General features: G+C 41.3%; 12 protein-coding genes. 9 read left to right on the plus strand and 3 right to left on the minus strand.

All coding sequences use genetic code 11. The features are described 5' to 3' along the window. Positions 1–143: 143 nt before the first annotated feature. The 3 genes from yidD to rpmH all read right to left on the minus strand — a co-directional run bounded on the left by yidD (position 144) and on the right by rpmH (position 1141). Positions 144–464, minus strand: coding sequence for a membrane protein insertion efficiency factor YidD (gene yidD / locus A4U55_RS00160; RefSeq protein WP_042510128.1), 321 nt, complete (start codon positions 462–464; stop codon positions 144–146). A 17-nt stretch (positions 465–481) separates the two neighbouring features. Next, entirely contained in the window at positions 482–895 is a 414-nt protein-coding gene (gene rnpA, locus A4U55_RS00165; RefSeq protein ID WP_042510129.1) for a ribonuclease P protein component, read from the minus strand. A gap of 111 nt (positions 896–1006) precedes the next feature. Then, positions 1007–1141 carry a 50S ribosomal protein L34 gene (gene rpmH / locus A4U55_RS00170; protein WP_003662232.1) on the minus strand — a complete coding sequence of 45 codons (135 nt, stop codon included), beginning with the start codon at positions 1139–1141 and terminating at the stop codon, positions 1007–1009. 598 nt (positions 1142–1739) lie between these two features. Here rpmH and dnaA point away from each other — a divergent pair. The 9 genes from dnaA to A4U55_RS00215 all read left to right on the plus strand — a co-directional run bounded on the left by dnaA (position 1740) and on the right by A4U55_RS00215 (position 13699). Continuing rightward, complete coding sequence (dnaA, locus tag A4U55_RS00175) at positions 1740–3143, plus strand: chromosomal replication initiator protein DnaA (RefSeq protein WP_003662231.1); 1404 nt, start codon at positions 1740–1742, stop codon at positions 3141–3143. 36 nt (positions 3144–3179) lie between these two features. Beyond that, the gene (gene dnaN, locus A4U55_RS00180) at positions 3180–4337 is read left to right on the plus strand and encodes a DNA polymerase III subunit beta (RefSeq protein WP_063453864.1); all 1158 of its coding nucleotides are present in this window, start codon (positions 3180–3182) and stop codon (positions 4335–4337) included. 3 nt (positions 4338–4340) lie between these two features. After that, on the plus strand, positions 4341–5549 hold the full coding sequence (recF, locus tag A4U55_RS00185) for a DNA replication/repair protein RecF (protein ID WP_003666728.1): 1209 nt from the start codon (positions 4341–4343) through the stop codon (positions 5547–5549). Positions 5550–5685: 136 nt separating this feature from the next. Then, positions 5686–8145 (plus strand): DNA topoisomerase (ATP-hydrolyzing) subunit B, encoded by a 2460-nt coding sequence (gene gyrB, locus A4U55_RS00190; protein ID WP_063453865.1) that lies wholly within the window; start codon positions 5686–5688, stop codon positions 8143–8145. A gap of 173 nt (positions 8146–8318) precedes the next feature. Next, positions 8319–9878, plus strand: coding sequence for a glutamine-hydrolyzing GMP synthase (gene guaA / locus A4U55_RS00195; RefSeq protein ID WP_003672771.1), 1560 nt, complete (start codon positions 8319–8321; stop codon positions 9876–9878). A 152-nt stretch (positions 9879–10030) separates the two neighbouring features. After that, the gene (locus A4U55_RS00200) at positions 10031–11248 is read left to right on the plus strand and encodes an esterase-like activity of phytase family protein (protein ID WP_003664136.1); all 1218 of its coding nucleotides are present in this window, start codon (positions 10031–10033) and stop codon (positions 11246–11248) included. 266 nt (positions 11249–11514) lie between these two features. Next, positions 11515–12009 (plus strand): septal ring lytic transglycosylase RlpA family protein, encoded by a 495-nt coding sequence (locus tag A4U55_RS00205; protein WP_003664138.1) that lies wholly within the window; start codon positions 11515–11517, stop codon positions 12007–12009. Between the two features lie 13 nt (positions 12010–12022). Further along, positions 12023–12382 (plus strand): FKBP-type peptidyl-prolyl cis-trans isomerase, encoded by a 360-nt coding sequence (locus A4U55_RS00210; protein WP_003662217.1) that lies wholly within the window; start codon positions 12023–12025, stop codon positions 12380–12382. A 141-nt stretch (positions 12383–12523) separates the two neighbouring features. Next, positions 12524–13699 carry a type III PLP-dependent enzyme gene (locus tag A4U55_RS00215; RefSeq protein WP_003664140.1) on the plus strand — a complete coding sequence of 392 codons (1176 nt, stop codon included), beginning with the start codon at positions 12524–12526 and terminating at the stop codon, positions 13697–13699. The last annotated feature ends 55 nt before the right edge of the window (positions 13700–13754 follow it).

The following is a 13754-nucleotide window of genomic DNA, read 5'->3' on the forward strand; positions in this document are numbered from 1 at the left end:
AACACAGGCTATTAGCCTAAATCAAATTTTAAATCTTTTATTGTACTAAAAATACCCATAAAATCCTAGAAAATATTGCTTAAGTTACCAATAAATCATGGTTGGCCAGTGATTTTTAAGGTTTTACCAAACAAATCATAATGCTAAGTTGTTTTGATTAAATGATTTAGCCGTGCTGCATAACTTAATGTGTCTTTGAATCCATAAGAAAAATAAAGATGGCTTGGTTGATAGTGATAGCGAGCCAAAGGCAGTGGAACAAAATCAATACCACAGCCGCCCCAAGGGTGACAGCGGCCGATTCGCCAAATACTGAGCCTAAGTCCTTTGATAGCTCCATGCCAAATAATCGCTTGGCGGCCATAAGCTGAGCAAGTTGGGTAATAACGACATCTTGGCGTCATCATCGGACTGATCCAGCGGCGATAAATCTCAATCAAGATTAGTAGAATATTTTTTAACATAACTAAATATTTAAAAATTAAACACTCAGTTCATCAGAATATAATTTATTAATTTTATTAAATAATTCTGTTACTTCGGTCGCGATGTCAAATTCTCTAGGATAGCCTGCCTTGACAATAACAACCACATCAATCGCCACCCAAGAAGCTTGGCGATGGCGAAAATTTTCACGGCACAGTCGTTTAAGTCGATTACGATCCACCGCTTTTTTTAGCTTTTTTTTAGTGATTGCCAAACCCAATCGTGCCGACAAACCCTGACCCTGTCCAATAAATGCCAACAAATGCAGGGTATGAACCTTTTTAACGGGTGAATCAAATACCGCCTTAAAGTCGGCAGGTATGAGTAGGCGATGGTATTTTTGGAAGTTTTTAGCTTTTGGCAAAGAAGTCGCTAAATTTTGAGATGTGTCAATCAGAACAGATGTCATAATGGCAGGTTTTGTACAAAGAGGTATGATTTTAACATAATTAGGTCACAGCATCATAATTTATGGCATAAAAAAGCACCGTGTGATCGGTGCTTTTAATTTGACCAGATATTACACAGTCAAACGATGACGACCTTTAGCACGGCGACGTGCCAAAACTTGACGGCCTTTTTTGGTTGCCATGCGAGCACGGAAACCATGAGTGCGTTTACGCTTTAAAACGCTTGGTTGAAATGTACGCTTCATAAATCACCTTTAAAGATGTCAGCACCTAACGGTACCAAAAGTTGTCAAAAGTGAAACTGATGAACAACTCAAATTACAGTTAACTAGTTAATGTTTCTCACTTTAGACGAGTGAAAATCTTGATAATACTATCAAATATTTTTTGATTTGTCAATTAATTACCAAGTTAAATTTAAATTTTTGTCATAAACGCTCATTTTTTATATTTTATAAAAATAAAGTTTTTTGGCTAATAAGTGATGACATTTGGCTGGTTTTTAAGGCCATTGTTAAAAGTTATCCACAGAATTTAAGCCGCCTTATTATTTAATCTTAAACTTAAATATAATAATAATAAAGCAAAAAAATCTTGTGGATAACCGTAATATTATTATATTTTTCATAAAGTTATCTTGTGGAAATCAATGTTTATAAAATGTGCATAAATTGTGGAAAACTTAGAATTTTGAGTTATCCACAATATTATTCATCAAGTTATCCACAAAATAAAGCTTGTAATTTAATAAAATTATGGTACTATTTCACCCCACCGATTGAGCATGATTTAGTCATGCATAGTATAAAATCACTTTGAACCGTTTTTTAATTGGGATAAGTCATGAGCCTGTTTGAAGATTTGCCCGTGCAAGATAGCATCTCACCCAATCATCTTGGTGAGCGTGTGTGGCAATTGTGCCTACCTGATTTACAATTTGCTATGGCGGATAAAGACTATCGCCAATGGATCGCACCCCTTAAAGCTGAAGTGAACGATACCGAGCTTTTGTTGCTTGCACCTAATATGATGTGGGTTAGGCATGTTAAAGACAATTATCTAAGCCAAATCACCGATCTTGCCTATCAGCATGGTAAAGGAGTGATCAAGTCGGTTCGTATTGAGATGGTGGCGAGTACCATCCCAAATGACCCTGCGACCAAAAAAGCCAAAACTAATAAAAAGACCAGCAAAAAAACGGGTGTCGTTGAAGGGTTGCCCATTGATCCTGGGTTTACCTTTGATGTATTTATCAAAGGTAAGTCCAATGCTTCTGCTTATAATGCTTGCAATGAGCTTTCTAGAAAAGAAAGTAAGCATAACTATGGCCCTATATTTATATACGGCTCATCAGGTTTGGGCAAGACGCATTTGATGCATGCCATGGCGCATCGCTATCAAAAATACGGTAAGCAATTTTTTTATTTTACCAAAGATCATTTTTATAAAATCACGCTAGAGGCATTTCGTACCAATGACATTGTACAGATGGAAAAAGAAATTTGCCAAGCGGATTTGTTGATTATTGATGATGTGCATATGGTCAGTGGCTCAAAAGCACCCAAAGTAACTGAAATCTTGATGAAGCTTTTTGATACATTCTCAGCAGGCAACACCCAAAAGCAGGTGGTGCTTGCCTCAGACCGTCCCCCTTCACAGATGACCAGTTTTGGTGAGCGTTACATTTCTCGTTTATCAAGCTGTTTGCAGTTGTCGATTGAGCCGCCAGATATGGAAATGCGTATCCAAATTTTAGAAAAAAAAGCGCAGATGCTCAATCTGTTACTACCCAGAGAATGTGCGTTATATATGGCACAAAATCTACCGCCTGATGTGCGTGGTTTAGAAGGGGCGTTAAAACGCGTACAGCTGTCCGCCACCATTTTGCGTAATGAGCCGGTGAGCTTACCACTTGTCAAAGACGCCATTAAAGATCAGGTTCAAGCACGCGCTCGGGCATTGAACGCCGAAAATATTCGTGATTTGGTGGCTGAATATTATGAAATTTCCCCAAAGGATTTGATGAGTAAAAAGCGTGCACGCTACATCGCCAGACCCAGACAAATGGCAATGGCACTCATTCGTGAACTGACGCGTGATAGTTTTCCTGAAATTGGGCAAGTTTTTGGTGGTCGTGATCACACCACAGTTATGCATGCGTGTGAAAAGATCGAAGAGCTGCGTACCCAAGATGCCAAAATTCAAAAGGATTATCATTCTTTAAAGATGATGTTAGAATATGTCTAGTATTGCCCCAGCAACCAACAAATTTAGTGAGCTTTTATGAAATTATCTATCAATCGTGACTTATTACTCAAAGCCATCAATTTGGTGGTAAAGGCAGCAGATAAACGCCATCGTTTTGCCATTTTAGCGAATATTAAATTGGTGCTTGAAGAAGGTTTTTTGACATTGACAGCATCGGATTTGGAGCTTGAGCTGACGACACGATTTGCTTTACCCAAAGATGGCTGTATTCAGGCAGGTAGCACAACCTTGCCAGCTGAGATGTTTTTTAGTGTGTGTAAATCACTGCCAGAAGAGGTGGTGGTGATTGACGCCCCCGAAGATACCACGCACTGCATTATTACCAGTGGTACAGGCAGGTATACATTAAGCTGTTTGCCTGCAGATGATTTTCCAACTATCGGCACAGCGACACCTTTGAGTGTGATAAAAATCAGTCAAGGCAACCTAAGCAGTTTGATTCATCATACCCGATTTGCGATGGCGACCCAGGATGTGCGTTATTATTTGACGGGCATGCTGTTCGATATTGGTGAAAATACACTAACTGCAGTTGCAACAGATGGACATCGCTTGGCGGTGGCACATCGATTGCTGAATGAAACTTATGCGCCCAATCAAGTCATCATTCCTGGTAAAGCAGTGGCTGAATTAGAACGCTTGTTGATTGAGCTTGCCAAAACGGTTGATGATTCTAATATTGTTGAGCTTGGTTTTGATGCAGAGTTTTTGCAAGTGGGCTTGGTGCTTAAAGATGAAGACATTGACAATGAGATTACAGTGAAACTGTCTGCACGCTTAATTGAGGGTAAATTTCCCGACTATCGCCGTGTGATTCCTGCCAATAATGATAAAATTGTTTTATTTAATAAAGATGAGGCGGTGGATGTGTTACGCCGAATCTCGGTACTAAATACCAAAGAAGAACCGGGCGTGCTGATGAATTTTGATACCATGGATTTTTGTAAAGTGGGTGTTACCAACAGAAACCTTGGTGAGGCTGAAGAAATGCTTGGGGTGAATTATAGCGGCGATGCCATTGAGCTGACCTTTAATGAGGCGTATCTGCGTGCAGTACTTAATGTTTTAGAAGGAGAGGTTTGTCTTGAGCTAAATCAGCCAAGTTCGCCTGCACTGATTTATCAAGTGGGCGATGATTTGCATCGCTATGTCATCATGCCAATGCGTCGGTAAGTTATGATTAAGCAGTTGCAAATACATGAGCTGCGCAACCTTAAGCAGGTAAATTTAACGCTTGCAGCGTGTAATCTGATTGTCGGAGCTAACGGAAGTGGTAAAACATCGCTGTTGGAGGCGGTGTTTTTGTTGTCACGAGGCAAAAGCTTTCGTCATCATGAGCCTAAACGATATATCCGTCACCATCAAAGTGCTTGTACCGTATGGGCACGCACAAAATTTGAAGAGTCCTGTACGCTTGCTATCCAAAAAAAGCTCGATGAGACAGGCAAGTCTGACTCTATTTTAAGATTTAATGAACACACCGTTTCAACCCAAAGTACGCTAAGCTTTCATTTGCCAACCTTGCTCATCGACCCTGTTAGTATGAGCTTGCTGGATGAAGGCAGTATCTCTCGGCGTCAGATGCTTGATTGGCTGACTTTTCATATTCAGCCTAAGTTTTATCATCAGTGGCTACAATACCAACGCCTACTCAAACAAAGAAACGCTCTACTCAAACATCCTAGCGTTCATCATAAGCTTCCTGAGCTGTTTGCTTGGGATGAACAGCTTGGATTTTATGCGCATGCTTTACACGAGCATCGCTTGGCAGTTTTTGATCAATGGACCAGATATTTTGATGAGATGATAAAGCAGCTTTTGCCTGAGTATCACTCATCGCTTAGCCTACAATATCTGGCAGGTTTTGACTATACCAAACCCTTGAGTCAAACCCTAAAAATGCGTCTTAATCAAGACATGAGCTTAGGTTATACACGCATAGGTGCACATCGTGCAGACATCAATGTCAAAATTCATTCTCAAAACAATCAAGGGCAAACAATCCACGAACAAGCCACGCATATCCTATCTCGTGGCGAAAAAAAACTCCTCATTACTGCCCTAAAACTGTCTCAGCTAAAGCTGATGTGTCATGCCATCGATAAGATACCTATGCAGACAGCACATCCGCCAGTTGTATTGATTGATGATCTTGATGCTGAACTTGATGAAGATGCCATTGAAATTTTGCTCAAAACGGTATTTTCGTTGCCTTGCCAAGCGATTATCACCAGCCTTAATGTACAGACGCACCAAAAAATCTTAGCACTTAAGTCTGATGGCTTTATGGCGACTTCTGCACCAAATCAGCGTACCGCCGAAGACTTATCTTATAAGATGTTTCATGTGGAACAGGGTAAATTCCAAGAGTGCAACATTTCATAAAGTCGATAAAATAACTGCCAAAAGCTAGGCGTGACAATGACTTTTTATAAAAAAAATGCTATAATATACCCTGTTTTTTTATGAATAATTGTGGGTAATTTGCTTAAAAATTAACCGCCCCACTTAAGGAAGTTTCATGACCGATAATACCAACAATCATCCACAGGTCGATGCACAAGAAATTGAATACACCGCTAAAAATGTCCGAGTTCTGCGTGGGCTTGAGGCGGTGCGTGTCCGCCCAGGTATGTATATCGGTGATACCGATGATGGTACAGGCTTGCACCATATGGTGTTTGAGGTGGTGGATAATGCCATTGATGAGGCATTGGCAGGTCACTGTGATGAGATTAATATTATCGTCCATGACGATGAATCTGTTTCGGTGATGGACAATGGGCGTGGTATTCCTGTGGATATCCACCCTGAAGAAGGTGTATCAGCTGCCGAGGTTATTATGACGGTGCTTCATGCAGGCGGTAAATTTGATGATAATTCATACAAAGTATCTGGTGGCCTACATGGTGTTGGCGTCTCGGTGGTCAATGCACTGTCCAAAAAGCTGATCTTAACGATTTGGCGTGATGGTTATGCTCATACCCAAAACTATACTGACGGCGTGCCAGATGCGCCACTGGCTAAGCTTGAGCCGTCTACTCAGACAGGTACTCAGGTGCGTTTTTATCCAAGCTTTGAGATTTTTAAGGGCGTGCAACACTTTGATTACGATATTCTTGCCAAGCGTTTGCGTGAGTTATCATTTTTAAATTCAGGGGTTCGGATTGTTTTAACGGATGAGCGTACAAGTACTACTCAGGTGTTTGAGCATAAAGGCGGTTTGTCTGAATTTGTCAGTTATATTAATGGCGGCAAACACACCTTAAACGATATTTTTCATTTTACTGCAGATGGTGCAGATGGCATCGGTGTTGAGGTTGCGCTGCAATGGTCGGACAGCTACAATGAGAAGGTACTTTGTTTTACCAATAATATTCCTCAAAAAGATGGTGGGACGCACTTATCTGGGTTTCGTTCAGCGTTGACACGCTGTCTAAATCATTATTTAGACTCTGAAAATATCACCAAAAAAGAAAAGGTTCAAATCACAGGTGATGATGCGCGTGAGGGCTTAACCGCCATCATTTCTGTTAAAGTGCCTGATCCTAAATTTAGCTCACAAACCAAAGACAAGCTGGTTTCAAGTGAAGTTAAATCCGTGGTTGAGACCGCCATGCATGAACGATTATCTGAGTATTTACTTGAAAATCCGACTGCCGCTAAGATGATTGCAAGCAAAATCATTGATGCAGCACGGGCGCGTGATGCAGCTCGCAAAGCCCGAGAAATGACACGCCGCAAAAGTACTTTAGATATTGCAGGTTTGCCGGGCAAATTGGCTGATTGCCAAGAAAAAGACCCCGCTTTATCTGAATTGTTTATCGTTGAGGGCGACTCTGCGGGTGGTTCTGCCAAACAGGGTCGTAATCGTAAAATGCAGGCAATTTTACCTTTGAAAGGTAAAATTTTAAATGTTGAGCGTGCACGATTTGATAAAATGCTCTCAAGTGCTGAGGTGGGGACGCTGATTACCGCTTTGGGTACAGGTATTGGACCTGACGAATACAATCCTGACAAAATTCGCTACCATAAAATTGTCATCATGACCGATGCGGATGTGGATGGTAGCCATATTCGCACTTTGCTCCTGACTTTCTTTTTCCGTCAAATGCCAGAGCTGATTGAGCGTGGTCATATTTATATTGCTCAGCCACCGTTATATAAGGTCAAACGCGGCAAGCAAGAGGTTTATCTAAAAGATACCGAAGCCTTGGATGCATATTTGTTATCATCAACCATTGATGACCATCAGCTATTTTTGAGTAAAGATACACCGCCTGTGACTGGCGTGGCACTTGAAAAACTCTTAAAAGATTACAGTCAAAGCCAAGTAATTAAAGCACATTTGCAATCAAAATATCCATCGCATCTACTAGATGCACTTACTTTGATACCAAAGCTTGATGTCTCTGCCATTGGCGATAAACAGGCAGTTGATGAGTGGGCTTTGGCACTTGAAAATCAGCTTAACGACTTAGAACCAAAGCTTGATGCCAAAGTTGAAGCGGTACAAGTATTGGGCGGGGATGATGGCAATGGACATTGGCTACCTCGTGTTACGCTTCATATTCATCGCCTGCCACATCAGTATTTATTGGATACGAATTTTTTGGGTTCTGCTGACTATATGCGTTTATTAAAACTCAGTGCCAATTGGAATACCGTTTTATCTAACAGTGCTTTTTTGCGTCGTGGTGACAAGGATTTCATCATTAAAGATTTTGAGTATTTATGGCAACAGTTGATGCTTGCTGCTCGCCGTGGTGTGGATGTGCAGCGTTATAAAGGTCTAGGTGAGATGAATAAAGAGCAGCTTTGGGAAACGACCATGGATCCTGAAAATCGTCGTATGCTTAAAATCACCATTGAAGATGCGATCAAGGCTGATCATTTATTTAGTTGCTTAATGGGTGATGAGGTTGAACCGCGTCGTATCTTTATTGAAGAAAATGCACTAAATGCCGATATTGATACCTAAATCAAACACCGATACTCAAACAGTATCGGTGTTTGACTCAGACCATACGAAAAATTGTGTGATGTATGATAATTTAAATACTCATGCGTATTAGCTACTTATTTTTATATTCAAAAAATGCTAAAATACGATCACTTTAACTGCTATTGATTTGATTAACCGAAGGTATTTTAATGACCAACATTACCCAAGACCGCATCCTTATTCTTGATTTTGGCTCACAATATAGCCAGCTTATTGCTCGCCGTGTGCGTGAGGCTGGTGTGTATTCTGAGATTCATGCGTTTGATATGTCTGATGAAGATATTCGTGCATTTAATCCTAGGGGCATTATTTTATCTGGCGGCCCTGAAAGTGTTCATCAAGAAGGTTCGCCTCGAGCACCAAAGGCTGTCTTTGAGCTTGGGGTGCCTGTTTTGGGTATCTGTTATGGTTTTCAGACCATGTCCGAACAATTAGGTGGCAAGGTAGAAGCTGGATTGGTGCATGAATTTGGCTATGCCAAGATTGATATCACGCATCAAGATAAACTGCTTAGCAAAATCAATGATGAAAAAAATCAATCTCAAGTTTGGATGAGCCATGGCGATAAGGTGGCAAGCCTACCAACAGGTTTCACTGTAACATCTTCTACACCAAATTGCCCTTATGCGTCTGCTTCTGATGAAGATCGTCAGTTGTACGGTGTGCAATTTCATCCTGAGGTGACACATACCGAAAAAGGAGAACAGCTGATTTCTAATTTTGTGCATATCATTTGTGGTTGTGGTAATGCGTGGAATTCTGAAAATATCATTGAGATGCGTATTGAGCAACTCAAAAACCAAATTGGCAATCAAAAAGTATTGCTTGGTCTATCAGGTGGCGTTGATAGTTCTGTGGTTGCAGCACTGCTTCATCGTGCCATCGGTGATCAGCTGACTTGTGTGTTTGTGGATAATGGATTATTACGATTAAATGAAGGCGATCAGGTGATGCAAATGTTTGCTGAAAACATGGGCATTCGTGTGATTCGTGCTGATAGTGAGGCGCGTTTTTTAAATGCACTTGCAGGTGTGAGTGATCCTGAAGCGAAGCGTAAAATCATTGGCCGTGAGTTTATCGAAGTGTTCTCGGAAGAGGCGCGTAAGCTTGATGGCGTTAAGTTCTTGGCTCAGGGCACAATTTATCCTGATGTCATCGAGTCAGCAGCCAGCAAGCAAGGCAAAGCACATGTCATCAAATCACATCACAATGTGGGTGGTTTGCCTGATGATTTGGCATTTGAATTGGTTGAGCCTTTGCGTGACTTATTTAAAGATGAGGTGCGTAAGCTTGGCGTTGCACTTGGCATCCCGCATCATATGATTTATCGCCATCCTTTTCCAGGTCCTGGATTGGGCGTGCGTATTTTGGGTGAAGTTAAAAAAGAATATGCCGATATCTTGCGTCTTGCAGATGATATTTTTATGCAAGAGCTTAGAGCGTCTGGCTGGTATGATAAAACTGCCCAAGCTTTTGCAGTATTTGAGCCTGTCAAATCAGTGGGCGTTGTTGGTGATGGCAGACGCTATGCATGGGTGATCGCACTGCGTGCCGTTGAGACGGTAGATTTTATGACGGCTCGTTTTGCACATTTGCCTTATGAGCTGATTGATAAAATTTCAACACGCATCATGAATGAAATCAAAGAGGTTTCTCGTGTGGTGTATGATGTCTCAAGCAAGCCACCTGCAACGATTGAATGGGAATGATTGGTGGATTAAGTTAGCTTATCGCTCAACCAAGCTTGGTTGGGCGATTTTTTTATCCTTACTTTATGATCTTTAAATTGTCATAAAAAATAAGTCTTATTGTCATCATCACTGATTACAATGCCATCAAAAGTACTATTTATGGAGTTGTGATGAAATTTTATATCGCCAAAACACACATTTTCTTAGCCCTCATGGTGGGTTTGTCATCTATGGCATGGGCAAATCCTGCGGCAACTTTGACAGGATTTGCCAAACTGGATGTCGAAACTTATGCCGCAGGTCCAATCTCAGGTAGGGCAGCCAAGACAGCCAATGGCATCGTTGTACCCTTTAAAGCTCAGCCGGTTCAGGGGTTTTCTGGTGCCCTAAAAAACCATGATAGCAGCTATACTGTGTTGGCAGATAATGGTTATGGCACCAAGGATAATTCAGCAGATTTTTTATTGCGGATTTATCATCTTGATGTTGATTTTCGCTCCAAAGAAGGGGGTGGTGGTGAGGTGAAAGTGCTGGATTTTATTCAGCTTCGTGATCCTAACAAGCTCATCCCTTTTGAAATCGTTAATGAAAACTCAGCTGACAGACTCTTAACAGGTGCAGACTTTGACCCTGAATCTATTCAGCGAACCTCTGACGGCAGTTATTGGATTGGTGAAGAGTTTGGACCCTTTTTGCTGCATTTTAATAAAGAAGGCGTGTTGATTGATGCACCGATCGCATTACCGCATCCGAATCAGAAAAATCAGCAGCTGCGTTCACCTCAAAACCCTTTGAATACCAATTACTCATCACCTACTACCGTGCAGCGCAGTGGCGGCTTTGAAGGGATGGCGCTGTCGAGTGATGGCAAATTTTTATATCCCATGCTAGAAAAGCCATTAACTGATACAGGCACTAAGCAGTTGCTAATTTCTGAATTTGATGTCCAGAAAAAAGCTTATACAGGCAACCATTACTGGTTTGTGCTGGATGAAAGAGCGACAGCGATTGGTGATTTTCAGATGATTGATAACCGATCAGGGATTGTAATTGAGCGAGATGATACCGAAAACGACTGGAATGGCTATAAAAAATTGATCCGCATTACGCTTGGTCGGTCAGGTCAAGCAGTTGATCGCACGGATCTTGTTGATCTGATGAACATTGATAATCCCGATCATTTGTACGGTCCTGTTCGAGCAGGCGATATGGGTGTGGGTCAAAGATTCACTTTTCCATTTTTTACCATCGAAGATATTATCATTGAAGATGATCGCACTATCACAGTGTTTAATGATAATAATTTTCCAGGCTCGTCAGGGCGTAATGCAAATTTGGCGGATGATAATGAAATCATTCGTCTAAATTTACATCAGCCCCTGCGCTGATTGGACCGCTTGATAGCAACTCACCTGCTAAAAAAGCTCAATGTAGATATTGAGCTTTTTATTAAAGGCAATCAAAAAAACAAGACAGACTCAGCAATACTTTAGTAACATTAAATATCAATTGTTAAAAATTTGTCAAAGAATATGTAAATCCTTGTAATTATCATGGGTGTTGGCTATGATACGCCATTATTTTTGAGATTTTAGTGAAACTGCACTGAAATCAACATAAATCCACCAAAGGCTAAAAGCCTAAGGATCAGATGATGAAAAAGATTTTTGTAGCTGCTTTGGCGCTGTCTGCCTTGTCTGCTCAAGCGGCAACCGTCACCTACTATGGTGATAAGTTTCATGGCAAAAAGACAGCAAGTGGCGAGAGATTTAACCAAAATGCAATGACCTGTGCCAGTAATAGCCATAAATTTGGCACGCATTTAAAAGTTACCAACACCGCCAATGATAAATCAGTGATTTGCCGAGTGAATGACCGTGGCGGCTTTGGTAAATATGGCGTGACTTTAGATTTGTCAAAAGGTGCATTTGCTAAAATTGCACCACTTTCTCAAGGTCGTGCACGGGTAATCATTGAAAAGGTTGATGATTTAATTGCCCAAGACACCCAAGGTATCGAAAGTAGCACACTGGCACAAGACAGCCTAAGCGCACAAAAAGTGGCTGAAGCGTTATCACAAGTTGAAAAAGTATCAACCGAACACACCACTCGCATCACTTTGGCAAGCAATACTTCAGTGACTGAATAAGATGTAAAAGCTTATGATAAAAGCGACAGATATTGTGGTTGGCACAGGCAAAACTGCCGTTAAAGGTGCTTTGATTATCACTGAATACACAGGCTATCTGATGGATGGCACGGTGTTTGATGCTTCTGTGCACCGTGGTCGTCCATTTGAGTGCGTGATCGGCACAGGTCGCGTGATCAAAGGTTGGGATTTGGGCGTGCTAGGCTTTGATGACTCGGGGGTTGGTGTGGTGCCCATGCAAGTTGGCGGCAGGCGAGAATTAATCGTGCCTGCACATTTGGCGTATGGTGATCGTGCAGTTGGTAAAATTCCACCCAACTCACCGCTACGTTTTGAGATTGAGCTATTAGAAGTGCGTACTCGTGACGATTGATGAGATCGATGCTCAAAAGCATAGCCCGACCGCCAAAAGCTTGCTATAATAAACTTAAGCAAGCTTTTTTGATGCGTTTCATTATGTACTTAACCAGACACATCAACACAGCTTTAAAAAACTTGATAGGAGCAAGCCTTAGTGATTAAGATTGATCAGTATTTTAGCCAAGCCCAGTGGCAGAAATTTACCCAAGCGGCAGAAGGTCAAGAGACACCTTTGTTGGTGGTTGATTTGAGCCGAATTAAGACCAAATACGAAGAGATGGTCACGCTATTTCCTAAGGCAAAAATCCATTATGCCATGAAAGCAAGTCCCGCCACCGAAGTGGTCAAATATTTGGCTGATTTGGGCTCAAATTTTGATTGTGCATCGATTTATGAACTTGACCGTGTCTTAGATTGTGGTGTTACAGCTGACCGTATCTCCTATGGTAATACCATCAAAAAAGCAGTGCATATTAAGTATGCCTATAATAAGGGTATTGATTTATACGCAACTGATTCTAAAGCTGATCTAATTAATATCGCTAATAATGCCCCTGGCTCAAAGGTATTTGTCCGTATTTTAGTGCATGGTGCTGACACGGCCGAATGGCCGTTATCACGCAAATTTGGCTGCCATCCTGACATGGCGATCGATTTACTTGTGCAAGCAAAAAATCTGGGCCTTGTCCCTTATGGGATCTCATTTCATGTGGGCAGTCAGCAAAAAGATGTGGCAGCGTGGGATGATGCGCTTGCTAAGGTTAAATATATGTTTGACTGGATGAAATATGAAGAAGGGATTAAGCTTCAGATGATCAATTTGGGCGGTGGTTTTCCAACCAATTACATCAGTGAAGTCAACCCAATTTCAGTCTATGCCGAAGAGATTCACCGCTATTTGTCCGAAGATTTTGATGAAGATGAGATGCCTGAGATTATCTTAGAGCCAGGGCGCTCTATGGTGGGCGACAGTGGCGTTTTGGTCTCAGAAGTTGTCTTGATCAGTCGTAAATCACGCACTGATTTGACCCGATGGGTGTATACAGATGTAGGCTTATTCCAAGGCTTGATCGAAACTTTGGGTGAGGCGATCAAATATCCCGTCTATACGCCAAAAATGGAAACCGCCACTGAAAAAGGTACGGTAATTTTGGCAGGCCCAACCTGCGATAGTACAGATATTATGTATGAAGATGCAGCCTATAAATTGCCTCAAAATCTTGAAATTGGCGATAAGTTATACTGGCTGACGACAGGTGCCTATACCAACTCTTATTCATCGGTTGAATTTAATGGCTTTCCACCCTTGAAGGTCAAATATATTGAATAATGTTTCACATGAAACAAAAATAAATAACAAGGTTTGAGATGTAATTTTCAAAATT

It is taken from the genome of Moraxella catarrhalis, assembly GCF_001632285.1.
GTDB lineage: Bacteria > Pseudomonadota > Gammaproteobacteria > Pseudomonadales > Moraxellaceae > Moraxella > Moraxella catarrhalis.